The following is a 24,876-nucleotide window of genomic DNA, read 5'->3' on the forward strand; positions in this document are numbered from 1 at the left end:
GAGCGTGTGCGGTGCGATCAGATGCGCTGGGCTTGTGCCACGGCGTTGCCGATGTAGTTGGCCGGGGTGAGCTTCTTGAGCTCGGCTTTGGCTTCGGCAGGCATGTCCAGACCGTCGATGAACGTCTGCAGTGCTTCAGGGCTGATGCCCTTGCCGCGCGTCAGTTCCTTGAGCTTCTCGTACGGGTTCTCGATGTCGTAGCGGCGCATGACCGTCTGGATCGGCTCGGCCAGCACTTCCCAGCAGGCGTCCAGGTCGGCAGCGATCTTCTGCTCGTTCAGCTCCAGCTTGCCGATACCTTTCAGGCTCGCTTCGTAGGCAATCACGCTGTGAGCGAAGCCCACGCCGAGGTTGCGCAGCACGGTGGAGTCGGTCAGGTCGCGCTGCCAGCGGGAAATCGGCAGTTTGCTTGCCAAGTGCTGGAACAGGGCGTTGGCGATACCGAGATTGCCTTCGGAGTTTTCGAAGTCGATCGGGTTGACCTTGTGCGGCATGGTCGAAGAACCGATTTCGCCAGCGACCGTCTTCTGCTTGAAGTAGCCCAGGGAGATGTAGCCCCAGATGTCGCGGTCGAAGTCGATCAGGATGGTGTTGTAGCGCGCGATCGCGTCGAACAGCTCGGCAATGTAGTCGTGCGGTTCGATCTGCGTGGTGTACGGGTTGAAGCCCAGGCCCAGCTCGTCTTCGATGAAGGCGCGGGCATTGGCTTCCCAGTCGATGTCCGGGTAGGCCGACAGGTGAGCGTTGTAGTTGCCCACGGCGCCGTTGATCTTGCCCAGCAGGGGAACGGCCGCGACCTGAGCGATCTGACGCTCCAGACGGTAGACGACGTTCGCCAGCTCTTTGCCCAGTGTGGTCGGCGAAGCAGGCTGGCCGTGGGTGCGCGAGAGCATCGGCACGGCGGCGAAACGGATCGCCAGCTCGCGGATGGATTCGGCGATCTGACGCATCAGCGGCAGCAGGACCGTGTCGCGGCCTTCACGCAGCATCAGGGCGTGGGACAGGTTGTTGATGTCTTCACTGGTGCAGGCGAAGTGGATGAATTCACTGACCTTGGCCAATTCCGGCAGTTTCGCAGCCTGCTCCTTGAGCAGGTATTCGATCGCCTTGACGTCGTGGTTGGTCGTGCGCTCGATCTCTTTCACACGCTCGGCGTGCTCCAGGGCGAAGTCATTGGCCAGTGCGTCGAGAATGGTGTTGGCCTCGGCGGAAAAGGCCGGGACCTCAGGGATTTGCGGGTGAGCCGCCAGGCGCTGGAGCCAGCGAACTTCAACGAGGGCGCGGAAACGGATCAGGCCGTATTCGCTGAAAATGGGGCGCAGGGCCTGGGTTTTGCCGGCGTAGCGGCCGTCTACAGGGGAAACCGCAGTGAGCGAAGAAAGCTGCATGGGGTGTTCTCGGACAGTCGGGCAACGAAAAGGGGCGCGTATCATACATGAAAATTCGGATCAGCCGAGGCCGGTTGACCGACAGGAGACGCGCTGTGTCGGGTAAATGCGCTGTTTCGATGCGCTCGGTGATCAGCCGTGCAGCAGCGGGTACAGTTCTTTCAATAACTTGCGACGGCTGATGACCAGTTGCCAGCGGTGACCGCCCACTTGTCGCCAAAGTCGCGCGCAGCGAATACCGGCCAGGAGCAGGGCGCGAATTTTCGAGGCGTTGTTGGGTTGCTGCAGGTTGCGCATGTCGCCGTGGACCTGAATACGCTGACGCAGTGTGCTCAGGGTGTCCTGGTACAGCGCACCGCTGGCGGCGATCACGTTATCGTGAACGATGCCGAAGTGTTCGACCTGCGACTTGATCTGCGGCAGGCGTTTGCCGATGGTGTCGAGCATGTCGTCGCGCTTGGACAGCTGACGCTCGAGGCCGAGCATGGCCAGCGCATAGCGCAGTGGTTCGCGCTGAAGCGTCCCGGGGTCGCGCTCAAGAGCACTGGCAAGGGCGCGGTAACCCTCGCGCAGGTTCAGGTCGTCGCCGCCGAACACATCGAGCGTGTCCTTCGGGTCCATGACCAGCAATCCGCCCAGCAGGCAGCCGACAGCCGCCTCACTGGCCTGCCCGGTCTTGGCGATCCGGTCCACCAGTACGGCCGCCTGAAACACGCCGCCGAGGGCAGTGAGTTGCTCTTGAATCGGACTCATCGACGAGGGTCCTTGCTGTGCCAGGGTTCGGCGATTTCGATGACGCCACCGCCGAGGCAGATTTCACCGTCGTAGAACACCACGGACTGGCCTGGGGTCACGGCCCGTTGCGGTTCGTCGAAGGTGGCGCGGTAGCCGGTGTCGGTACGTTCCAGGGTGCAGCGCTGATCGCCCTGGCGGTAGCGGACCTTGGCGGTCAGCGTGCGCGGGGTGCTCAGGTCGATCGGGTTGACCCAGTAGATTTCCGAGGCGAGCAGGGCGCGGGAGAACAGCCACGGGTGTTCGTTGCCCTGGCCGACGATCAGTACGTTGTTCACCAGGTCTTTTTCCAGCACGTACCATGGCTCGTCGCCGGCGTCTTTCAGCCCGCCGATGCCCAGGCCCTGGCGCTGGCCGATGGTGTGATACATCAGGCCCGCATGGCGGCCGATGACCTCGCCTTCAGTGGTCTTGATCTCGCCCGGTTGCGCAGGCAGGTACTGCTTGAGGAAATCGGTGAAGCGACGTTCGCCAATGAAGCAAATGCCGGTGGAGTCCTTCTTCTTCGCGGTCGCCAACTGGTACTTCTCGGCAATCGCACGGACTTCAGGCTTTTCCAGTTCGCCGACCGGGAACAGGGTCTTGGCGATCTGCTCGCCCGCCACCGCGTGCAGGAAGTAACTCTGGTCCTTGTTTGGGTCCAGGCCTTTGAGCAATTCGGTGCGGCCGTCGATGTCGCGGCGACGCACATAGTGACCGGTGGCAATAAGGTCAGCGCCGAGCATGAAAGCGTAATCAAGGAAGGCTTTGAACTTGATTTCGCGGTTGCACAGGATGTCCGGGTTCGGCGTGCGGCCGGCCTTGTACTCTTCGAGGAAGTGTTCGAAGACGTTATCCCAGTACTCGGCGGCGAAGTTCACCGTGTGCAGCTTGATACCGATGCGGTCGCACACGGCCTGGGCGTCCGCGAGGTCGTCCATGGCGGTGCAGTATTCCGTTCCGTCGTCTTCTTCCCAGTTCTTCATGAACAGGCCTTCCACCTGATACCCCTGCTCCATGAGCAGAAGGGCGGAGACCGAAGAATCCACGCCGCCGGACATGCCGACAATGACGCGCTTCTTTTCTGTATCGGAAAAGGCTGAATCAGACATAGGGGTTCGATGGGTAGCTTGGAAAAGGACGCGATTCTATCAGGGACTCGGCGTCAAGGCTAAAAGCTATTCAGTTGCGCACGACATCCAGGCTGTGGACCGGGCCTGCCAGGTAATCGTCGAGGCATTGCAGGACCAGCTCGCTGCGCCAGCGCTCGGGTTGAGCGGCCAGTTCGTCGCGAGTGAACCACGGCGCGCCGACGATGCCGGTGTCCAGTACGCGGTCGGGATGGTGTTTCACGGCTTTGGCGGTGAAGCACACCCGCTGATAGGTCACACCGTTGCTGGGCGCGGTGTACAGATAAATGCCGACCACGCCGGTCAATTCGACGTCCCAGCCGGTTTCTTCCAGGGTTTCGCGAATCGCGGCGTCGCGCAGGGTTTCGTTCGCTTCCAGATGGCCAGCGGGCTGATTGAGTACCCGCTTGTCATTTTTGACTTCTTCGACGAACAGAAAGCGGCCGTTGTCTTCGACGATGGTGGCGACGGTGATGTGGGGTTGCCAGGTCATTCGAAATCTCCTCGGTAAATGTATGAGCAATCCGAGGTTGCGAGGGGCGCGATAGCGGTTTTCCTGACACACCGCATCGCGACCGTCGTAACCTCCGATTGCTCCCACAGGGGATCGTGTGTACCCCAATAAACAAGAAAGCCCCGACACATGGCCGGGGCTTTCATTTTGCGTTCGGCGGGGTGAGCCGCCTATCCGGCAACCTTACTTCAACGCGTTGATCGCGTCGTTCAGGGTCTTGCTCGGGCGCATGGCTTTGCTGGCCAGTTCTGGGGTGGCGAAGTAGTAACCGCCGATGTCCAGAGGTTTGCCCTGAACAGCGTTCAGCTCGTTAACGATGGTGGTTTCGTTATCGGTCAGGGTTTTGGCCAGCTCGGTGAACTTGGCTTGCAGGGCAGTATCTTGGGTCTGGGCCGCCAGAGCCTGAGCCCAGTAGGTGGCCAGGTAGAAGTGGCTGCCGCGGTTGTCGATACCGCCAACCTTGCGCGACGGCGACTTGTTGTTGTCCAGGAACTGGCCGGTGGCCTTGTCCAGGGCAGTGGCAAGTACCAGTGCTTTCGGGTTGTTGTAGACGTTGCCCAAGTGTTCCAGCGAAGCCGCCAGTGCCAGGAATTCGCCCAGCGAGTCCCAGCGCAGGAAGTTCTCTTCGTTCAGCTGTTGAACGTGCTTCGGTGCCGAACCGCCAGCGCCGGTTTCGAACAGACCGCCGCCGTTCATCAGCGGAACGATCGACAGCATCTTGGCACTGGTGCCCAGTTCCATGATCGGGAACAGGTCGGTCAGGTAGTCACGCAGCACGTTGCCAGTCACCGAGATGGTGTCCTTGCCAGCGCGGATACGCTCCAGGGAAACCTTCATCGCGTCGACCGGCGACTTGATGCTGATGTCAAGGCCAGTGGTGTCGTGATCCTTCAGGTACTTCTCGACCTTCTTGATCATCACCGCGTCGTGAGCACGTTGCGGGTCCAGCCAGAAGATGGCCGGGGTGTTGCTGAGGCGCGAACGGTTCACGGCCAGCTTGACCCAGTCTTGAATCGGCGCGTCTTTGGTCTGGCACATGCGCCAGATGTCGCCGGCTTCAACGTTCTGTTCCATCAGAACCTGACCTTTGTCGTCGGTCACGCGGACCACGCCGTCAGTTTCGATCTGGAAAGTCTTGTTGTGCGAGCCGTACTCTTCGGCTTTCTGAGCCATCAGGCCGACGTTTGGCACGCTGCCCATGGTGGTCGGATCGAAGGCGCCGTGTTTCTTGCAGTCTTCGATGACAGCCTGGTAGATGGTGGCGTAGCAGCGATCCGGGATCACGGCCTTGGTGTCCTGCAGGACGCCGTCGTTGTTCCACATCTTGCCGGAATCACGAATCATCGCAGGCATCGAGGCGTCGACGATGACGTCGCTCGGCACGTGCAGGTTGGTGATGCCTTTGTCGGAGTTGACCATCGCCAGGGCAGGACGGGTCGCGTAAACGGCTTTGACGTCCGCTTCGATCTGCGCTTGCTGGTCGGCTGGCAGGTCCTTGATACGGGCGTACAGGTCGCCGATACCGTTGTGCAGGTTGAAGCCGATTTCCTTCAGGACTTCAGCGTGCTTGTTCAGCGCGTCCTGGTAGTACTCGGCGACGAACTCGCCGAACATGATCGGGTCGGAAACCTTCATCATGGTGGCTTTCAGGTGAACCGAGAACAGAACGCCCAGCTTCTTGGCGTCTTCGATTTCCTTGGCCACGAATGCGCGCAGGGCTTTTTTGCTCATGACGGCGCAGTCGATGATTTCACCGGCCAGTACCGACGTCTTGTCTTTCAGCACGGTGGTGCTGCCGTCTTTGCCGATCAGTTCGATCTTCACGGCGCCAGCGGTTTCGATCAGCGAGGATTTTTCGCTGCCGTAGAAGTCGCCGTTGTCCATGTGGGCAACGTGGGACTTGGAGTCTGCAGCCCAGGCGCCCATTTTGTGCGGGTGCTTGCGCGCGTAGTTCTTCACCGAGAGCGGTGCGCGGCGATCAGAGTTACCTTCACGCAGAACCGGGTTCACGGCGCTGCCTTTGACCTTGTCGTAGCCAGCACGGGCGGCCTTGTCGGCGTCGGTCACGACTTCGTCCGGATAGTTCGGGACGTTGTAGCCCTTGGCTTGCAGCTCCTTGATCGCGGCCTTCAGTTGCGGAACCGAGGCGCTGATGTTCGGCAGCTTGATGATGTTGGCTTCCGGCGTGGTCGCCAGTTCGCCCAGCTCTGCCAGATCGTCGGAAACCTTCTTGTCGCCCAGCTGCTCAGGGAAGCTGGCCAGGATGCGGGCTGCAAGAGAGATGTCGCGGGTTTCGACGGCGATATCAGCGGAGGCGGTGAACGCTTCGATGATAGGAAGGAGTGAGTAGGTGGCGAGGGCAGGCGCTTCGTCGGTGAAGGTATAGATGATCTTCGAGCGGTTGGACATTTTCGGGATAACTCTCTTCTTTGCTGAGCGTACACAAAATTTCGAGATGCGCAGGGTAGGCACTTTCGCCCAAAGTATCGATGAGCCGAAAGTCGAGAATTTCGTCGCGTGATGTGGGGTAGATCAGTCGAGCATCAAGCAGCTGGGCTGTGGTAACGGTCCAGCCTGTCGAGGGCTTTAAGATGGCTCGGCCCCCAATGACCCTATGGTCACCGGCGCGAGTATATCACCGGTCCCGGCCATTACTACGATAGTAGTGTGAACGCTTTGCGCTCCTGTGGAACGATTCAGCGCCGCTGGTCGCCACGTCAAAAACGGTGAAAAACCGGCAAACCCCCGTCTCATGCGGCCTGCGGCAACCTGTCGCAGTTTGGCGCGGGTTCTGTAGGGCAGATGAATAAGGGGTCAGTTTTCGACTAAAGGAGCATTCGCTTCGAAGCCTGTTCAAGTGGTCTACGCTCGTGGAGCGCGCGCTTCCTGGCGCAACGCTCCAGAACCCGAACGCTCTATCACGCGATAATAAGAACAGGCGGAGTCAGCATGGGATACCAAAAGATCAAGGTGCCAGCGGTGGGCGAAAAAATCACGGTCAATGCCGATCACTCGCTCAACGTGCCAAACCATCCGATCATCCCGTACATCGAGGGCGACGGCATCGGCGTCGATATCAGCCCGGTCATGATCAAGGTGGTCGATGCGGCGGTGAACAAGGCTTACAACGGCGAGCGTAAGATTGCCTGGATGGAGGTCTACGCCGGAGAGAAGGCCACGCAAGTCTATGACCAGGACACCTGGCTGCCGCAGGAAACCCTGGATGCCGTGAAAGACTACGTGGTGTCGATCAAAGGGCCGCTGACCACGCCAGTCGGCGGCGGGATCCGCTCGCTCAACGTGGCGTTGCGCCAACAGCTTGACCTGTACGTGTGCCTGCGTCCGGTGCGTTGGTTCGAAGGCGTGCCGAGTCCTGTGAAAAAGCCGGGCGACGTGGACATGACAATCTTTCGCGAGAACTCCGAAGATATTTATGCAGGAATCGAGTGGAAGGCCGGGTCGCCCGAGGCGATCAAGGTCATCAAGTTTCTCAAGGAAGAAATGGGCGTGACCAAGATCCGCTTCGATCAGGACTGTGGCATCGGCGTCAAACCCGTCTCAAAGGAGGGCACTCAGCGTCTGGCCCGAAAAGCCCTTCAGTATGTTGTGGATAACGATCGCGATTCGCTGACCATTGTCCACAAAGGCAACATCATGAAATTCACCGAAGGTGCCTTCAAGGAGTGGGCCTACGAGGTGGCGGGGAGCGAGTTCGGCGCAACGCTGCTGGACGGCGGCCCGTGGATGCAGTTCAAGAACCCGAAAACCGGCAAGAACGTGATCGTCAAGGACGCGATTGCCGACGCCATGCTCCAGCAGATCCTGCTGCGTCCGGCCGAATATGACGTGATTGCCACGCTCAACCTCAACGGGGACTACCTCTCGGATGCGCTGGCGGCAGAAGTGGGAGGCATCGGCATCGCGCCGGGCGCCAACCTGTCCGATACCGTGGCGATGTTCGAAGCCACCCACGGCACCGCGCCCAAATATGCCGGCAAGGATCAGGTGAACCCGGGTTCGTTAATCCTGTCTGCCGAAATGATGTTGCGGCACATGGGCTGGACCGAGGCGGCGGACCTGATCATCAAGGGCACCAACGGTGCGATTTCGGCGAAAACCGTAACGTACGATTTCGAGCGGTTGATGGACGGAGCCAAATTACTGTCTTCGTCGGCCTTCGGTGATGCGCTGATTTCTCACATGTAACGCCGGCATCCGACTTCAGACGAAAAAAAGCCGGTCAGTCCAGAAGTGGATCTGACCGGCTTTTCAGGTCTCGCGCTTGAACGGTCCGGCTCAGGCGTGATTTCAGCTGTGTTCGTGCTGCTTTTCGTGCGAGTGAGCTGCTTCTTTATTGGCGCTGGCGGTCGACGTTAGCCCACTGATCTTTACGGCGTGCAGACCTTTCGGCCCCTGGATGGTCTCAAATTGAACCGGCTGGCCAGCTTTGAGGGTTTTGTAGCCATCCATTTCAATCGCCGAGTAGTGTGCAAACAGGTCCTCGGACTTGCCGTCTTCAACGATGAAGCCATACCCCTTGGCGTTATTAAACCACTTGACCTTACCGCTTAGCATAGTCACATCCCTCTGCAAAGGACTCCGATGGGAGTATCATCACCTCTCATCCGCCGGACCTAAAAAATTTTGGTTGACTGCGCGGACCCTTTTTACCCAATGTGGGTTCTATTGTTTGTAACACCGTTTAGCCGTTAGTCAAGGTCACGCAGCGGTCCAGTTGAAAACCTGTATGCCTGTGACTACTTATTTCAATTTCGTCCCCTACGAACCTTCTTTACCATGCATGCAATCAGCAAGATTCGACTAACATTCAATCAGGATGATCCGCAATCCCATGAGGACGACGCGGCGGGCATAGCCGTACAGGAAGCCAAGCCGACATTGCAGGTGCCACCGATGTACAAGGTGGTTTTGTTCAACGATGACTACACCCCGATGGATTTCGTTGTCGAAGTGCTCGAGGTGTTTTTCAACCTGAATCGTGAGCTGGCGACCAAAGTCATGCTGGCCGTCCATACAGAGGGACGGGCAGTGTGCGGATTGTTCACCCGCGACATCGCCGAGACCAAGGCCATGCAGGTGAACCAATACGCCAGGGAAAGCCAGCATCCGCTACTCTGTGAGATCGAGAAGGACGGTTAACGCCGGACACTTGGGTATGAGGTGAAGCTATGTTAAACCGTGAGCTCGAAGTCACCCTCAATTTGGCTTTCAAGGAGGCCCGTTCGAAGCGTCATGAGTTCATGACGGTCGAGCACCTTCTGCTGGCCCTATTGGACAATGAGGCTGCCGCCACTGTTCTGCGTGCCTGCGGCGCAAACCTCGACAAACTCAAACACGACCTTCAGGAGTTCATCGACTCCACCACGCCGCTGATCCCCGTGCATGATGAGGATCGCGAGACCCAGCCAACCCTGGGCTTCCAGCGCGTGCTCCAGCGTGCCGTGTTCCATGTGCAGAGTTCCGGTAAGCGTGAAGTCACCGGCGCAAACGTTCTGGTGGCCATTTTCAGTGAGCAGGAAAGTCAGGCTGTGTTCCTGCTGAAACAGCAGAGCGTTGCCCGTATCGATGTCGTCAACTATATCGCCCACGGTATCTCCAAGGTGCCAGGGCATGGCGAACACTCTGAAGGTGAGCAAGATATGCAGGATGATGAGGGCGGCGAGTCTTCTTCTTCGGGCAATCCTCTGGATGCCTATGCCAGCAACCTGAATGAACTGGCCCGTCAAGGCCGCATCGATCCGCTTGTAGGCCGTGAGCTGGAAGTCGAGCGTGTCGCTCAGATCCTCGCGCGCCGTCGTAAAAACAACCCGCTGCTCGTCGGTGAGGCCGGTGTGGGCAAGACCGCCATCGCCGAAGGTCTGGCCAAGCGTATCGTCGACAACCAGGTGCCTGACCTGCTGGCTAACAGCGTCGTCTATTCCCTGGACCTCGGTGCCTTGCTGGCAGGGACCAAATACCGGGGTGATTTCGAGAAACGCTTCAAGGCGTTGCTGGGTGAGCTGAAAAAACGTCCGCACGCGATCCTGTTCATCGACGAAATCCACACCATCATTGGTGCCGGTGCTGCGTCGGGTGGCGTGATGGATGCCTCCAACCTGCTCAAGCCGTTGCTGTCTTCGGGTGATATCCGTTGCATCGGTTCGACCACGTTCCAGGAATTCCGCGGCATCTTCGAAAAAGACCGTGCACTGGCTCGCCGTTTCCAGAAAGTCGACGTGTCCGAGCCTTCGGTAGAAGACACCATCGGTATTCTGCGTGGCCTGAAAGGCCGCTTCGAGGCGCACCACAGCATCGAATACAGTGACGAAGCCCTGCGTGCCGCCGCTGAACTGGCGTCGCGCTACATCAATGACCGGCATATGCCGGACAAGGCCATCGACGTGATTGACGAGGCGGGTGCCTATCAGCGTCTGCAGCCGGCAGAGATGCGCGTGAAGCGCATCGAAGTGGCTCAGGTTGAAGACATCGTCGCGAAAATAGCGCGGATTCCGCCAAAACACGTCAACAGCTCCGACAAGGAACTGCTGCGTAACCTTGAACGTGACCTCAAACTCACGGTCTTTGGTCAGGACGCGGCGATCGATTCGCTGTCGACTGCGATCAAGCTGTCCCGTGCGGGCCTGAAATCGCCAGACAAGCCGGTCGGTTCGTTCCTGTTCGCAGGCCCTACCGGTGTCGGTAAAACCGAGGCCGCCCGCCAGTTGGCGAAAGCGCTGGGTATCGAGCTGGTGCGTTTCGACATGTCCGAATATATGGAGCGTCACACCGTTTCGCGTCTGATCGGTGCGCCGCCAGGCTATGTCGGCTTCGATCAGGGCGGTCTGTTGACCGAAGCCATCACCAAGCAGCCGCACTGTGTGCTGCTGCTCGATGAGATCGAGAAAGCGCACCCGGAAGTCTTCAACCTGCTCCTGCAGGTGATGGACCACGGCACCTTGACCGACAACAACGGCCGCAAAGCGGACTTCCGCAATGTGATCGTGATCATGACCACCAACGCCGGTGCTGAAACGGCAGCGCGTGCTTCGATCGGCTTCACCCATCAGGACCACTCGTCTGATGCGATGGAAGTCATCAAGAAGAGTTTCACGCCCGAATTCCGCAACCGCCTGGACACCATCATTCAGTTTGGTCGCCTCAGCCATGAGGTCATCAAAAGCGTGGTGGACAAGTTCCTTACCGAACTTCAGGCGCAACTGGAAGACAAGCGTGTGCTGCTTGAGGTGACCGATGCGGCCAGAAGCTATCTGGCGGAAGGCGGTTACGATGCTGCGATGGGCGCTCGCCCAATGGCGCGTCTGATCCAGGACAAGATCAAGCGTCCACTGGCCGAGGAGATTCTGTTCGGCGAGTTGTCCGAGCATGGCGGTGTGGTTCACATCGACTACAAGGACGGCGAGATCACGTTCGACTACGAAACCACGGCGGAAATGGCCTGACGTTTCACCGCGACACAGCAAAAAGGCGCCGATTGGCGCCTTTTTGTTGTCTGCGAAAAACCTGTAGGAGCGCGCTTGCCCGCGATGTCGTCGTATCAGTCACCGCATGTGTGTCAGCCAGTCGGTAATCGCGGGCAAGCGCGCTCCTGCAAAGGGTGTTGAGCTTACGTTGCGCCAACAAAAACGCCCGGCATGTGCCGGGCGTTTTTGTTAAGACCTGTTAGCGGGCGCGGTAAGTGATGCGCCCTTTGCTCAAGTCGTAGGGCGTCAGTTCAACGCGGACCTTATCGCCGGTAAGAATACGAATGTAGTTCTTGCGCATCTTGCCGGAGATGTGCGCGGTTACGACGTGCCCATTTTCCAACTCCACACGGAACATGGTGTTGGGCAGGGTGTCGACGACAGTGCCTTCCATTTCGAAGCTGTCTTCTTTCGACATGCAGTAAAGCCCTCGGTATCCAATGAATGGCCCGGTGCAAACGGCAGCCAGGCAAAAGCGGGCTGCATTGTGCCCGAAAAATGGGGGTTAAGCCAAGGGCTTCAGTAAAGAGTGACCCATCTTTGATTGGTCAGCAGCTCGATAGGGCGATATTGGGTCTTGTAATTCATCTTTTTGCAGTTCTTGATCCAGTAGCCCAGATACACCGCGTGCAGTTGCAGGCGAGCGGCTTCAGCAATTTGCCAGAGAATCGCGTAACGCCCCAGGCTACGTTTTTCTTCGGCGGGCTCGTAGAAGGTGTAAACCGCCGACAAGCCGTTGGGCAGCAGGTCCGTCACGGCGACGGCCAGCAATCGTCCTTCGACGCGAAACTCATAGAAACGCGAGAACGGGAGGTCGCGTACCAGAAAGGTCGAAAACTGATCGCGACTGGGCGGGAACATGTCGCCGTCGGCGTGGCGCTGCTCGATATAGCGTTGGTAAAGGTCGAAATATTCTTCGCTGAAGTGCGGCTTGGTGCTGGTGACTTCGATGTCGGCGTTTTTCTTGAAGATGCGTTTCTGCTGACGATCGGGCTCGAACAGACCGACGGGAATCCGCGCAGGCACGCACGCACTGCAATTCTGACAGTGCGGGCGATAGAGATGGTCGCCACTGCGGCGAAACCCCATGTCCGAAAGGTCGGCGTAGACCTGCACGTCCATCGGCTGGCTGGGATCGAGAAACAGCGTGGTGGCTTGTTCCTCGGGCAGGTAGCTGCAGGAGTGGGGTTGAGTGGCATAAAACTTAAGCCGCGCCAGCTCGGTCATGATCAACCCTCGAGAAAAACTTTAGTTAAGAGTGTATGCCAGCCGAATCAAACTCGCCTAGGTAGCCAGTCGGCGGAATTGCTCAGATCGAGGTGTTTGTTCAAGTAATCGGCAAAGGTCTGGCGCGCAATGGAGCGGGCACCCAGGCTTTGCAAGTGTTGCGTCGGCATCTGGCAGTCAATCAGCACGAACCCCCACTGCTTCAGATGTTCGACCAGTGTCGCGAATCCGACCTTGGAGGCGTTATCGGCGCGACTGAACATCGATTCGCCAAAAAACAGTTGGCCCATCGCCAAGCCATAAAGCCCGCCGATCAGTTCGCCGTTCTCCCAGACTTCTACGCTGTGGGCAAAACCGCGTGCGTGCAGCTCTATATAGGCAGCCTGCATGGAGCCAGTGATCCAGGTGCCGTCTGTGTAGTCTCGCGGCGCTGCGCAGGCGCGTATGACCCCCGCAAAATCCTGGTCGAAGGTCACCTGATACTTTTGCTGACGCAGCACTTTGGCCAGGCTGCGGGAAACGTGCAGTTCTTCAGGAAACAGAACCGTGCGCGGATCCGGCGACCACCAGAGGATCGGCTGCCCCTGCTGATACCAAGGGAAGCAGCCGTGGCGATAGGCCCGGATCAGCCGGTCGGCGGACAGGTCGCCACCTCCGGCCAGGAGCCCGTTTGGCTCGCGCATGGCCTTTTCCAGCGGCGGAAATTCAAGCGTGTCGCGTTGTAACCAGGTCAGCATGGCGTCAAGACTTTTGCGAGAGGGGAGGGGAGTGGTGAGCCGCCGTGCAACTACGGGCGGTGACTGCGGTCACACGCCGTTGACTGCAGCGACATCGTTGAATGTAAGGTGCATTGAGGGTCTTCAAGCGGAGCATGGCCTTTGGACAGTTGTGAAGATTGAGATAAACACGTCATAAGCCTTTGTCAGCTAAGAAAATGCATGCTCAAATCGCCCGTTGTCACCGGCGCTTGAAGATCTGCAAGGTCCACGCCAGACTAACGTGGCGTGCAGCGTGCAAATCCGTACAATGCCCGATGTTGTTTAACCTCATTTCAAGTCGCCTGTCGAGCGTGCCTTCAACGATGTTGTCGTCTCAAGGCTCTCAGGGATTGGTCAGTACTATTTCGTCGATGCAGTCGTTCATAGTCAACCACTAAGATGTTCGCGCTAGCGCGCAGGAATTGAAGCGTTTTGAAGAAATCCACCGCAGCACCCAGTCCCGTTCCGCTCTGGCGGCAGCATTTGCACTACCGACTCAAGGAAGGTGCGCTGATCGCATTCGGCTTTCTGTGCCTGTACCTGATGATGGCCTTGCTGACCTACGATCAAGGCGATCCGGGCTGGAGTCACACCAGCAGTTCCGTGCAGGTGCAGAATGCGGCCGGTCGCGCGGGCGCATTCGCCGCCGACATCCTGTTCATGGTGCTCGGCTACTTCGCCTATATCTTCCCGCTGTTGCTGGGCGTCAAGGCGTATCAGGTGTTCCGCCACCGCCATGAGCCGTGGCAGTGGAGCGGCTGGCTGTTTTCCTGGCGCCTGATCGGCCTGGTGTTTCTGGTGCTCGCAGGCGCGGCGCTGGCGCACATCCACTTCCATTCCGCTTCCGGGCTGCCCGGTTCTGCCGGTGGCGTATTGGGTGAAGTGCTCGGCGATCTGGCCAAGCGCGCGCTGAACGTGCAGGGCAGCACCTTGCTGTTCATCGCGCTGTTCCTGTTCGGCCTGACCGTGTTCACTGATCTGTCGTGGTTCAAGGTCATGGACACCACGGGCAAGATCACGCTGGACCTCTTCGAGCTGTTCCAGAGCGCGATCAACCGTTGGTGGACAGCCCGTAACGAACGCAAGCAAATGGTTGCGCAACTGCGCGAAGTCGACATGCGCATCGATGAGGTCGTCGCGCCGGTGGCGCCCGATCGTCGTGAGCAGGCCAAGGCCAAAGAGCGGCTGATCGAGCGTGAGCAAGTGCTGACCGAGCACATGGCAGCCCGCGAGAAACACATTCCCGCCGTCATTGCCCCTGCGCCGGTCCGTCCGCCAGAGCCGAGCAAGCGCGTCCAGAAAGAAAAACAGGTGCCGTTGTTCGTCGACAGCGCCGTGGAAGGCACCTTGCCGCCGATTTCGATTCTCGATCCGGCAGAAAAGAAACAGCTCAACTACTCGCCCGAATCTTTGGCTGCAGTGGGTCATCTGCTGGAAATCAAGCTCAAGGAGTTTGGTGTCGAAGTCTCCGTGGACTCGATTCACCCGGGTCCGGTGATCACTCGTTACGAAATCCAGCCGGCAGCGGGTGTGAAAGTCAGCCGCATTGCCAACCTGGCGAAAGACCTTGCGCGATCCCTGGCCGTGACCAGCGTTCGTGTGGTTGAGGTCATTCCCGGCAAGACCACCGTCGGTATCGAAATTCCCAACGAAGACCGCCAGATCGTGCGCTTCTCCGAGGTGCTGTCGACCCCGGAATACGACAACTTCAAATCGCCGGTCACCCTGGCGCTCGGTCATGACATTGGCGGCAAGCCGATCATCACCGACCTTGCGAAGATGCCTCACCTGCTGGTCGCCGGTACCACCGGTTCCGGTAAGTCGGTGGGTGTGAACGCGATGATCCTGTCGATTTTGTTCAAGTCGGGGCCGGAAGACGCCAAGCTGATCATGATCGACCCGAAAATGCTCGAGCTGTCGATCTACGAAGGTATCCCGCACTTGCTGTGTCCGGTGGTGACCGACATGAAAGACGCCGCCAACGCCCTGCGCTGGTCGGTGGCAGAAATGGAGCGTCGCTACAAGCTCATGGCGAAGATGGGCGTGCGGAACCTGTCGGGCTTCAACCACAAGGTCAAGGAAGCCGAGGATGCCGGTACGCCGTTGTCCGATCCGTTGTACCACCGCGAAAGCATTCACGACGAAGCGCCGCTGCTGACCAAGCTGCCGACCATCGTCGTGGTGGTCGACGAATTCGCCGACATGATGATGATCGTCGGCAAGAAGGTCGAAGAATTGATCGCACGTATCGCTCAGAAGGCGCGGGCAGCCGGTATTCATTTGATCCTCGCGACCCAGCGTCCTTCGGTGGACGTGATCACCGGTCTGATCAAGGCCAACATCCCGACCCGCATGGCGTTCCAGGTGTCGAGCAAGATCGACTCCCGGACGATCATCGACCAGGGCGGCGCCGAGCAACTGTTGGGCCACGGTGACATGCTCTACATGCCACCCGGCACCAGCCTGCCGATTCGGGTTCACGGCGCATTCGTGTCCGATGACGAGGTTCACCGCGTCGTCGAGGCGTGGAAACTGCGCGGCACCCCGCAATACAACGACGACATTCTGGCGGGCGTTGAGGAAGCGGGCAGCGGCTTTGACAGTGGCGGCGGCGGTGGCGACGGCGACGACAGCGAAACCGACGCGCTGTATGACGAGGCGGTCAACTTCGTGCTGGAAAGCCGTCGCGCGTCGATTTCTGCCGTGCAGCGCAAGCTCAAGATTGGTTACAACCGCGCAGCGCGCATGATCGAAGCCATGGAAATGGCCGGCGTCGTGACCTCCATGAACACCAACGGCTCGCGGGAAGTGATTGCGCCAGCCCCTATGCGTGACTGACACTTTACGTCACGAGTGACTGGACGGCGCCACTACGGCGCCGTCCGGCTTTAACCCAACTCAAAGAGGAATCCCATGCGTCTTATCCGCATGTTGTTGGTATCTGCACTGGCCGTTTCTGCTTTTTCTGCCCACGCCGACAGCAAAGACGTCGCGCGCCTGACTCAGTTGCTGGAAAACTCGAAAACCCTGAGCGGCAACTTTTCCCAGCTGACGCTGGATGGCGGCGGCACGCAGTTGCAGGAGACTTCCGGCAACATGGTTCTGCAGCGTCCGGGCCTGTTCTACTGGCACACCAACGCACCTCAAGAGCAGACCATGGTGTCCGACGGCAAGAAAGTCACGCTGTGGGACCCGGACCTGGAGCAGGTCACGATCAAGACGCTGGACCAGCGCCTGACCCAGACCCCGGCCTTGCTGCTGTCCGGTGACGTGTCGAAAATCAGCGAGAGCTTCGACATCACGGCCAAGGAAGCGGGCGGCGTGATCGACTTCGTGCTCAAGCCGAAATCCAAGGACACGTTGTTCGACAACCTGCGTCTGTCCTTCCGCAACGGCATGATCAACGACATGCAGTTGATCGACAGCGTCGGTCAGCGCACCAATATCCTGTTCACTGGCGTCAAGGCGAACGAGCCTGTCGCGGCGAGCAAATTCAAGTTCGACATCCCGAAGGGCGCTGACGTCATTCAGGAATAAGAGGCGCTAACGTCTTCAATGGACCTGTTCAGCAGTGAACCGATTGCCCAGCCCTTGGCCGCACGCTTGCGGGCGACCAATCTGGATGAGTACGTCGGTCAGCAACATCTGCTCGCCCACGGCAAGCCCCTGCGTGAAGCGCTGGAGCAGGGAGCGCTGCACTCGATGATTTTCTGGGGGCCGCCCGGCGTGGGTAAAACCACGCTGGCGCGGTTGCTGGCAAAGGTCTCGGATGCACACTTCGAAACGGTGTCTGCCGTGCTGGCGGGCGTGAAAGAGATCCGTCAGGCGGTCGAAGTCGCCAAGCAGCAGGCCGGCCAGTACGGTCGCCGGACGATCCTCTTCGTCGACGAAGTGCACCGGTTCAACAAGTCGCAGCAAGATGCCTTCTTGCCCTACGTCGAAGACGGCACGCTGATTTTCATTGGCGCCACCACGGAAAACCCCTCCTTCGAACTCAACAACGCCTTGCTGTCCCGGGCGCGCGTCTATGTGCTGAAAAGCCTCGACGAAGCGGCGTTGCGTCAGCTGGTTGATCGGGCTTTGACCGAAGAGCGCGGGCTGGGTAATCGTCATCTGACGCTGGGCGACGAAGCCTTCAAGACGCTGTTGGCGGCTGCTGATGGTGATGGCCGGCGAATGCTCAACCTGTTGGAGAACGCCTCGGACCTGGCTGAAGACGGCAGTGAAATCGAACCGGAACTGCTGGCGAGTCTGCTCGGGGACAGCCGTCGTCGTTTCGACAAAGGCGGCGAAGCGTTCTACGACCAGATCTCTGCGCTGCACAAGTCCATTCGCGGTTCCAACCCCGATGCCGCGCTGTACTGGTTCGCGCGGATGATCGATGGCGGTTGCGATCCTCTGTATCTGGCACGGCGTGTGGTACGCATGGCCAGCGAAGACATCGGTAATGCCGATCCTCGCGCGCTGCCTTTGTGCATGTCGGCGTGGGATGTTCAGGAGCGCCTCGGCAGCCCGGAAGGGGAGCTCGCCGTGGCGCAGGCCATTGTGTATCTGGCGTGCGCGCCAAAAAGTAACGCCGTGTACATGGGCTTCAAGATGGCCATGCGCGAAGCGACCGAGCATGGGTCGCTGGAAGTGCCCCTGCATCTGCGCAACGCGCCGACCAAACTGATGAAGCAGCTCGGGTACGGCGAAGAGTACCGGTATGCCCATGACGAGCCGGATGCGTACGCTGCAGGTGAAGACTACTTCCCTGAAGACCTCGAGCCGCGTCAGTATTACCAGCCGGTGCCGCGAGGCCTGGAGCTGAAAATTGGCGAAAAACTCAAACATCTGGCCGCACTCGACCGCGCCAGTCCCCGTCAGCGGAGAAAATAGTGATTCAATTGATTCTTGCCGTGTCCGCCGGGGGCGTGGCTGGTACATTATTGCGCTTTGCCGCAGGCAACTTTGTTTCTGCGAACTGGCCACGTCATTTCTATACCGCGACGCTGGCCGTCAACCTGGTTGGCTGCTTGCTGATCGGCTTCCTTTACGGGCTGTTTCTGATTCGCCCGGAAGTGCCGATCGAGCTGCGCGCCGGTTTGATGGTGGGCTTTTTGGGTGGGTTGACGACGTTTTCGTCCTTTTCGCTGGACACGATTCGTCTGCTGGAAAGCGGTCAGGCCCCCCTCGCCATTGGCTACGCGTTGATCAGTGTACTTGGCGGCCTGCTCGCGACCTGGGCTGGCTTGTCTTTGACCCGAATTTAATAAACCCGATTCAATAACGAGGCAACGATATGCTCGACTCCAAACTGTTACGTACCCAACTTCAGGACGTAGCGGATCGCCTGGCTTCCCGTGGTTTCACACTGGACGTGGCCCGTATCGAAGCGCTGGAAAACCAGCGCAAGACTGTGCAGACCCGCACAGAGCAGCTTCAGGCAGAGCGTAACGCCCGTTCCAAATCCATTGGCCAGGCCAAACAGCGCGGTGAAGACATTGCGCCGCTGATGGCTGACATCGACCGCATGGCTGAAGAGCTGAGCACCGGCAAGAAAGAGCTGGACGGTATTCAGTCCGAGCTCGACGCCATGCTGCTGAGCATGCCTAACCTGCCACACGAGTCGGTGCCGGTCGGTGCTGACGAAGAAGAAAACGTCGAAGTGCGCAAATGGGGCTCGCCGGCGTCGTTCGATTTCGAGGTCAAGGACCACGTCGGGCTAGGCGAGAAATTCGGCTGGCTGGACTTCGAAACCGCCGCCAAACTGTCCGGTGCCCGTTTCGCGCTGTTGCGTGGCCCGATCGCCCGTCTGCACCGCGCGCTGGCGCAGTTCATGATCACCCTGCACATCAACGAGCACGGCTACGAAGAGGCGTACACACCTTATCTGGTCCAGGCGCCTGCACTGCAAGGCACGGGGCAGCTGCCTAAGTTCGAGGAAGACCTGTTCAAGATCGCCCGCGAAGGCGAGGCCGATCTGTACCTGATTCCAACCGCTGAAGTGTCGCTGACCAACATTGTGTCCGGCGAAATCCTCGACGCCAAACAGCTGCCGTTGAAGTTCGTTGCCCACACCCCATGCTTCCGCAGCGAAGCGGGCGCGTCGGGTCGCGATACCCGCGGCATGATCCGTCAGCACCAGTTCGACAAAGTTGAAATGGTGCAGATCGTCGAGCCAGAAAAGTCCATGGAAGCCCTTGAAGGCCTGACCGGCAACGCCGAGCGCGTGCTGCAATTGCTGGAGCTGCCTTACCGCGTGCTGGCGCTGTGCACCGGCGACATGGGTTTCAGTGCCGTGAAGACGTACGACCTGGAAGTGTGGATTCCAAGCCAGGACAAGTACCGTGAAATCTCCTCGTGCTCCAACTGCGGTGATTTCCAGGCGCGTCGCATGCAGGCTCGCTGGCGTAACCCGGAAACCGGCAAACCTGAACTGGTTCACACCCTCAACGGTTCGGGTCTGGCGGTCGGTCGTACCCTCGTTGCCGTGCTGGAAAACTACCAGCAGGCCGACGGTTCGATCCGCGTACCGGAAGTCCTGAAACCGTGGATGGGTGGCATCGAGGTCATCGGCTAAATGGAATTTCTGCCACTGTTCCACAACCTGCGGGGCGCCCGGGTATTGGTCGTGGGCGGCGGTGAGATTGCCTTGCGCAAGTCTCGCCTGCTGGCCGATGCCGGTGCGGTTTTACGGGTGGTTGCACCCGAGATCGGAACAGAGCTGCGCGAGCTGATCGACAGCAGCGGTGGTGAGCAGATTCTGCGGGGGTACAGCGAGGCGGATCTGAACGGTTGCGTGCTGATCATTGCCGCCACCGACGACGAGCCGCTCAACGCTCAAGTGTCCGCTGATGCCCGTCAGCGAGCAGTGCCGGTGAATGTGGTGGACGCGCCTGCCTTGTGCAGCGTGATCTTCCCGGCCATCGTCGATCGTTCACCGTTGGTCATTGCGGTGTCCAGCGGCGGCGATGCGCCGGTGCTGGCACGCTTGATCCGCGCCAAGATGGAAAGCTGGATCCCGCCCACCTATGGCCATCTTGCCGGGCTTGCGGCGCGCTTTCGCCATCAGGTGAAAAACCTGTTCCCGAATGTGCAGCAACGCCGCGCATTCTGGGAGGAAGTGTTTCAGGGGCCGATCGCCGATCGGCAGCTGGCCGGGCAGGGAGCGGAAGCCGAGCGTTTGCTTCAGGCAAAAATCGACGGTGAACCGCCTGCGGCCACCGGAGAGGTGTATCTGGTCGGGGCGGGGCCGGGCGATCCGGACCTGCTGACCTTCAAAGCCTTGCGGCTGATGCAGCAAGCCGATGTGGTGCTCTACGACCGTCTGGTGGCGCCCGCCATTCTCGAACTGTGTCGTCGTGATGCGGACCGGATCTATGTCGGCAAGCAACGCGCTGATCATGCCGTGCCGCAGGATCAGATCAACCAGCAATTGGTGGTTCTGGCCAAACAGGGCAAACGGGTGGTGCGGCTCAAGGGCGGCGATCCGTTCATCTTCGGCCGTGGCGGCGAAGAAATCGAAGAGCTGGCGGCACACGGCATCCCGTTCCAGGTCGTGCCGGGGATCACGGCGGCCAGTGGTTGCGCAGCCTACGCCGGTATTCCTTTGACCCACCGCGACTACGCGCAATCCGTGCGTTTCGTGACGGGCCATCTTAAAGACGGCACTACTGACTTGCCGTGGAAGGATCTGGTATCGCCTGCACAAACGCTGGTGTTTTACATGGGCCTGATCGGGTTGCCGATCATCTGCAGCGAACTGATCAAACACGGGCGGTCCGCCGATACGCCTGCCGCGCTGATTCAGCAAGGCACCACGACCAACCAGCGCGTATTCACCGGCACCCTCGCCAATTTGCCGCAACTGGTGGCGGAGCATGAAGTGCATGCGCCAACGCTGGTGATTGTCGGTGAAGTGGTGATGTTGCGGGAGAAGCTGGCGTGGTTTGAAGGGGCTCAGGCGAGCGTTTGATAAGACGCTCACCGAAACTGAAGGAGCTGGCTTGCTGCGGGCCGGCTCCTGCCACTGCAGCACTTACGTTACGCGTTCTGCAAGATACCTTTCCCGCTCAAACGCCCACGATCATGCTCCCCGCTGAAGTCCTGCTCCGGACCTTTCGGCACCACACCCGTCGGGTTAATGGTGGCGTGGCTGGCGTAGTAATGGTGCTTGATGTGCACGAAATCCACGGTGTCGGCCACACCTGGCAATTGGTACATCTCGCGTAGCCAGTTGCTCAGGTTCGGGTAATCGGCGATGCGGCGCAGGTTGCACTTGAAGTGGCCGTGGTACACCGCGTCAAATCGGATCAGCGTGGTAAACAGGCGTACATCCGCTTCCGTCAGGTATTCGCCCGCCAGGTATCGCTTCTCACCCAGCAGAGTCTCCAAGGCATCGAGCTCGGCAAACACCTCGTCGAACGCCTCTTCGTACGCGCCCTGCGACGTGGCGAAGCCTGCGCGGTACACGCCGTTGTTCACGGCCGGGTAAATGCGGTCGTTGAGTTCGTTGATCGCAGGGCGCAATGATTCTGGGTACAGGTCCAGATGATTGCCGGTCAACTCATCAAACGCCGAGTTGAACATGCGAATGATTTCCGACGACTCATTGCTTACGATGCGTTGCAGCTTCTTATCCCACAGCACGGGCACGGTAACCCGACCGGTGTAGTCCGGGGTGTCTGCTAGATAGCGCTGGTACATGAAGGTGTGGCCGTCGAGCGGATCGCCGCTGGAGCCGGTCTGCTTGTCGAAAGTCCAGCCGTTTTCGCGCATCAGCCAGCTGACGACGGAAACGTCAATCAGACTTTCCAGGCCTTTGAGCTTGCGCACGATCAGCGTGCGGTGCGCCCATGGGCAGGCCAGAGAAACGTAAAGATGGTAACGACCGGCTTCGGCTTTGAAGCCGCCTTCGCCGGACGGGCCCGGGCGACCATCCGCGGTGACCCAGTTGCGGCGTTTGGCTTGCTCGCGCTGAAACGCCCCGTCTTTGCTGCTTTCATACCACTGGTCTTGCCAGCGCCCTTCGACGAGAAGGCCCATGTCTGACTCCAAAAAGTGTGTACTGATGTACGTTGGAGATCAGTCTAAAGGCAATCGTTCGAAGAAATAGCGCAAAGACTGGGGAGTAATGATCGGTTAAATCGATCGTTTCCGGTTCGCCCAGAACTGCTCGGCCCGCTCGAAGGCTTCAGCCCGGGGCATTCCGAGGCCACGAAGCGCCAGGGCAATGGTCGAGATGAGTGCGAGTTGCGGATAGCTGTCCTCAACCTCGCCTTTCCAGAGGGCGACGAGCTGCTGTGGTTCGAGGAAGGCCGGTTTGACGTGCCGACGCTCCGACAACGCGGGCCACTCTTCATCCCAGGGTTGGCCATCGGTGGTGCCGTACAGATGGCTGATGGTGTCTGGGTTGATCTCGACTTCGCCGCCATCACCCTTGATCACGATCGCGTGGTCGCCGAGCAGGCTGCTGGCGTCGCGGTGCACGGCCTGATAACCCGGATGGAAGATACTCTGCAAACCGCAGCGCGCGCCGAGCGGATTGAGGATCCGCGCCAGCGAGTGGATAGGCGAGCGCAGGCCCAGGGTGTTGCGCAGGTCGATCATGCGCTGCAATTGCGGCGCCCAGTCACCCAGCGGAATAAAGGCGATGTTCTCTTGTTCCAGTGCTTCACCGACCGCTTGCCAGGTGCGGCAGAGGGGAATGCCCAGCAGGTCCAGCAACTGTTCGCTGTAAAGACGGCCCGCCGTGTGCGCGCCACCGCCGTGAAGCAGGACGCGGACGCCATTTTGCGCCAGGCACTTGGCCGCCAGCAGATACCACGGCAGGTGACGCTTCTTGCCCGCGTAGGTCGGCCAGTCAATGTCGACCGCCATGGGCGGGGCGGTCAGGCGTTCCCGGACGGCCTCGGTGAAACCCGCCAGTTCCTCGGCACTCTCTTCCTTGTGCCGAAGCAGCATCAGGAAGGCGCCGAGCTGGGTGTCTTCGACCTTTTCATCGAGCACCATGCCCATGGCTTCGCGCGCTTCTTCGCGGGTCATGTTGCGCGCGCCGCGTTTTCCTTTGCCCAGGATGCGCACGAAGGGCGCGAACGGGTGCTCGGCAGGCGTTTCGGTGACGAGGGGGGCGAAATCGGTCATAAGCAATTGGTCGGCTTTGGCAGGCCCGCCAGCTTGGCGGCAAGTTTGGCGGGAGTGCCATTGAACAGACGGTTGAGGTGCAGGCTGTTGCCTTTTTCGGCGCCCAGCTTCAGCGCTGTGTACTTCACCAGCGGGCGAGTGGCCGGTGACAACTGAAACTCGGCATAAAAGGCGCGCAGCAGCTCGAGGATTTCCCAGTGATCGGGCGTCAGCACGAGGTCTTCTTCAAGCGCCAAGGCTTCAGCCACCGCGTTCGACCAGTCGTGAAGGTCCTCAAGGTAACCGTCCTTGTCCAGCGCCAGCGTGCGCCCCTCGACAATGAGTTGCTTCATAGCCAAGTGTTCACCTTGTCGTACTGCACGGACAACGCGACGAACCCAGGATAATCGACGCTTTTCACCCAGTCGGGAAGGGTCAGGTTGCGTGCTTTGGCGTCTTCATCGAGCACGAACAACGCCAGGCTTCCGACTTTCGCATCGAGCGTCTGCCGTGCTGTCGTGGACGGCGTCAGCGCGTACGTGGCGTCGCCGCACAACAAGATCGCGTCGTGGCTGCCGAGCACGCGCAGGCAACTGCTCAAGCGCGAGTCAGCGAACGGAGAATGAGATAACACATGCAAGGTCGACATCAGATCGTGATCACTTGGTCATAACGGTCAATGAGCGCAGCGATGTCCTGATCGCGCAGGACCTGCAGCGGTTCGACGCTCAGTTCGGTAGGCGACAGGCCACGCTCGGCGAGGCTGGTGTGGCAGGCGAACAGGTCGTCGACACCGAACATCGACAGCGCCTGAAGGTTGGCGGTGATGTCCTTCTGCTGCAACGCGCTGGCGCGCTGCGACGGCATCAACTGCAGTACGCCGTCGTCCATGAACAGCATGCCCAACGGTAAATCAAACGCGCCACCCGCCAAGGCGATGTCCAGCGCTTCCCGTGCGCTCGGACCGGACCACGGCGACTGGCGGCTGATGATCAGCAAGGACTTCGGCATATCAAGGCCCCCGAAGCAGATCAAGCGGTCGGCGGCCTGGACAGCGTCATGCAACTGCCCGAGCCCGGACAAGTCCCACGGTTCCGCCAGGTTGGCAGCGGGGCGTGAGTAACGCTCGGCTTCTTGTGTGTTCAGAACGCCTCTGCGCAGGCCGGCTGCGATGCACACCACGCCGTCGAGTTGGTGCTGGTTCACGAAGTCGCGCCATTGCGCAGGCACGTCCAGCTCATCCTGCGGCGTAACGACGTTGGAGGAGGCGCTGTGGACGCCGTCCTGATAGAAGAACAACCGCACGATCTCGTGCCCGCCTGCCAACGCGGCCTGCGCGAACAGCAAGGCTCGGCGCGAGGAGGGCGCGTGGGCGGGAGAATACAGGGCAATGGCGAACTTCATGGGCGGCTCGGTCAAGGAACTGGCAAGGGTGAATGGAGGCAATGATAAAGAATTCAACAACACCAGACAGCAAAAAGCCCGCCGAAGCGGGCTTTTTGT

At 59.6% G+C, this 24,876-nt stretch carries 23 protein-coding genes and 1 pseudogene; 9 read left to right on the forward strand and 15 right to left on the reverse strand.

Annotated elements, in window-relative coordinates:
- Positions 1-17: 17 nt before the first annotated feature.
- The 5 genes from purB to AB4N84_RS19440 form a co-directional block, all read right to left on the reverse strand.
- Positions 18-1,388: an adenylosuccinate lyase gene (gene purB, locus AB4N84_RS19420; RefSeq protein ID WP_074755314.1), complete on the reverse strand. Its 1,371-nt coding sequence runs from the start codon at positions 1,386-1,388 to the stop codon at positions 18-20.
- Positions 1,389-1,520: 132 nt separating this feature from the next.
- Positions 1,521-2,141, reverse strand: coding sequence for a high frequency lysogenization protein HflD (gene hflD / locus AB4N84_RS19425; protein ID WP_460042688.1), 621 nt, complete (start codon positions 2,139-2,141; stop codon positions 1,521-1,523).
- Positions 2,138-3,271, reverse strand: coding sequence for a tRNA 2-thiouridine(34) synthase MnmA (gene mnmA / locus AB4N84_RS19430; protein ID WP_460042690.1), 1,134 nt, complete (start codon positions 3,269-3,271; stop codon positions 2,138-2,140). The genes hflD and mnmA overlap by 4 nt, the downstream gene beginning before the upstream one ends.
- Before the next feature lie 70 nt (positions 3,272-3,341).
- Positions 3,342-3,782 carry an NUDIX hydrolase gene (locus tag AB4N84_RS19435; protein WP_460042691.1) on the reverse strand — a complete coding sequence of 147 codons (441 nt, stop codon included), beginning with the start codon at positions 3,780-3,782 and terminating at the stop codon, positions 3,342-3,344.
- 204 nt (positions 3,783-3,986) lie between these two features.
- Positions 3,987-6,212, reverse strand: coding sequence for an NADP-dependent isocitrate dehydrogenase (locus AB4N84_RS19440; protein WP_460042692.1), 2,226 nt, complete (start codon positions 6,210-6,212; stop codon positions 3,987-3,989).
- 540 nt (positions 6,213-6,752) lie between these two features.
- Here AB4N84_RS19440 and icd point away from each other — a divergent pair.
- Positions 6,753-8,009: an NADP-dependent isocitrate dehydrogenase gene (gene icd / locus AB4N84_RS19445; protein ID WP_074755304.1), complete on the forward strand. Its 1,257-nt coding sequence runs from the start codon at positions 6,753-6,755 to the stop codon at positions 8,007-8,009.
- A 102-nt stretch (positions 8,010-8,111) separates the two neighbouring features.
- On the opposite strand, the gene cspD is transcribed toward icd, so the two are convergent.
- A complete protein-coding gene (gene cspD, locus AB4N84_RS19450; protein WP_460042693.1) occupies positions 8,112-8,378 on the reverse strand; it encodes a cold shock domain-containing protein CspD in 267 nt (88 codons plus the stop codon).
- A 222-nt stretch (positions 8,379-8,600) separates the two neighbouring features.
- On the opposite strand from cspD, the gene clpS reads away from it, so the two are divergent.
- Together clpS and clpA are read left to right on the forward strand one after the other, a co-directional pair.
- Entirely contained in the window at positions 8,601-8,963 is a 363-nt protein-coding gene (clpS, locus tag AB4N84_RS19455; protein ID WP_074755300.1) for an ATP-dependent Clp protease adapter ClpS, read from the forward strand.
- 29 nt (positions 8,964-8,992) lie between these two features.
- On the forward strand, positions 8,993-11,263 hold the full coding sequence (gene clpA, locus AB4N84_RS19460) for an ATP-dependent Clp protease ATP-binding subunit ClpA (protein WP_074755298.1): 2,271 nt from the start codon (positions 8,993-8,995) through the stop codon (positions 11,261-11,263).
- A 220-nt stretch (positions 11,264-11,483) separates the two neighbouring features.
- On the opposite strand, the gene infA is transcribed toward clpA, so the two are convergent.
- The 3 genes from infA to aat form a co-directional block, all read right to left on the reverse strand.
- Positions 11,484-11,702, reverse strand: coding sequence for a translation initiation factor IF-1 (gene infA / locus AB4N84_RS19465; RefSeq protein WP_002553999.1), 219 nt, complete (start codon positions 11,700-11,702; stop codon positions 11,484-11,486).
- 101 nt (positions 11,703-11,803) lie between these two features.
- Positions 11,804-12,511, reverse strand: coding sequence for an arginyltransferase (locus AB4N84_RS19470; protein ID WP_074755296.1), 708 nt, complete (start codon positions 12,509-12,511; stop codon positions 11,804-11,806).
- Positions 12,512-12,558: 47 nt separating this feature from the next.
- A complete protein-coding gene (gene aat / locus AB4N84_RS19475) occupies positions 12,559-13,248 on the reverse strand; it encodes a leucyl/phenylalanyl-tRNA--protein transferase (RefSeq protein WP_074755294.1) in 690 nt (229 codons plus the stop codon).
- A 453-nt stretch (positions 13,249-13,701) separates the two neighbouring features.
- Between aat and ftsK the strand changes: the two genes are divergently transcribed.
- From ftsK to cysG, 6 genes are all read left to right on the forward strand, one after another.
- Positions 13,702-16,107 (forward strand): DNA translocase FtsK, encoded by a 2,406-nt coding sequence (gene ftsK / locus AB4N84_RS19480; RefSeq protein ID WP_460042694.1) that lies wholly within the window; start codon positions 13,702-13,704, stop codon positions 16,105-16,107.
- A 75-nt stretch (positions 16,108-16,182) separates the two neighbouring features.
- Positions 16,183-16,806 (forward strand): outer membrane lipoprotein chaperone LolA, encoded by a 624-nt coding sequence (gene lolA, locus AB4N84_RS19485; RefSeq protein WP_346831935.1) that lies wholly within the window; start codon positions 16,183-16,185, stop codon positions 16,804-16,806.
- Positions 16,807-16,824: 18 nt separating this feature from the next.
- Entirely contained in the window at positions 16,825-18,147 is a 1,323-nt protein-coding gene (locus AB4N84_RS19490) for a replication-associated recombination protein A (RefSeq protein ID WP_062380779.1), read from the forward strand.
- Positions 18,147-18,521 carry a fluoride efflux transporter CrcB gene (crcB, locus tag AB4N84_RS19495; protein WP_062380781.1) on the forward strand — a complete coding sequence of 125 codons (375 nt, stop codon included), beginning with the start codon at positions 18,147-18,149 and terminating at the stop codon, positions 18,519-18,521. The genes AB4N84_RS19490 and crcB overlap by 1 nt, the downstream gene beginning before the upstream one ends.
- A gap of 29 nt (positions 18,522-18,550) precedes the next feature.
- Complete coding sequence (gene serS, locus AB4N84_RS19500; RefSeq protein ID WP_460042696.1) at positions 18,551-19,831, forward strand: serine--tRNA ligase; 1,281 nt, start codon at positions 18,551-18,553, stop codon at positions 19,829-19,831.
- Positions 19,832-21,226, forward strand: a complete 1,395-nt coding sequence (gene cysG, locus AB4N84_RS19505; RefSeq protein ID WP_460042698.1) for a siroheme synthase CysG — start codon at positions 19,832-19,834, stop codon at positions 21,224-21,226.
- A 68-nt stretch (positions 21,227-21,294) separates the two neighbouring features.
- Here the strand turns inward: cysG and AB4N84_RS19510 are convergent, their stop codons facing one another.
- The 6 genes and pseudogenes from AB4N84_RS19510 to tusD form a co-directional block, all read right to left on the reverse strand.
- Positions 21,295-22,296 (reverse strand): glutathione S-transferase family protein, encoded by a 1,002-nt coding sequence (locus AB4N84_RS19510; RefSeq protein WP_460042700.1) that lies wholly within the window; start codon positions 22,294-22,296, stop codon positions 21,295-21,297.
- A gap of 96 nt (positions 22,297-22,392) precedes the next feature.
- On the reverse strand, positions 22,393-23,394 hold the full coding sequence (locus tag AB4N84_RS19515) for a glycosyl transferase family protein (RefSeq protein ID WP_460042701.1): 1,002 nt from the start codon (positions 23,392-23,394) through the stop codon (positions 22,393-22,395).
- Complete coding sequence (locus AB4N84_RS19520; protein WP_074755278.1) at positions 23,391-23,726, reverse strand: TusE/DsrC/DsvC family sulfur relay protein; 336 nt, start codon at positions 23,724-23,726, stop codon at positions 23,391-23,393. The genes AB4N84_RS19515 and AB4N84_RS19520 overlap by 4 nt, the downstream gene beginning before the upstream one ends.
- Complete coding sequence (tusB, locus tag AB4N84_RS19525) at positions 23,723-24,022, reverse strand: sulfurtransferase complex subunit TusB (RefSeq protein ID WP_460042703.1); 300 nt, start codon at positions 24,020-24,022, stop codon at positions 23,723-23,725. The genes AB4N84_RS19520 and tusB overlap by 4 nt, the downstream gene beginning before the upstream one ends.
- Positions 24,022-24,384 (reverse strand): sulfurtransferase complex subunit TusC, encoded by a 363-nt coding sequence (tusC, locus tag AB4N84_RS19530; RefSeq protein WP_346831926.1) that lies wholly within the window; start codon positions 24,382-24,384, stop codon positions 24,022-24,024. Before tusC ends, tusB begins: the two co-directional genes overlap by 1 nt.
- Before the next feature lie 6 nt (positions 24,385-24,390).
- Positions 24,391-24,777, reverse strand: a pseudogene (tusD, locus tag AB4N84_RS19535) (sulfurtransferase complex subunit TusD); the annotation flags it as partial.
- Positions 24,778-24,876 lie beyond the last annotated feature (99 nt).

This window comes from Pseudomonas sp. S2_H01, from assembly GCF_054668305.1.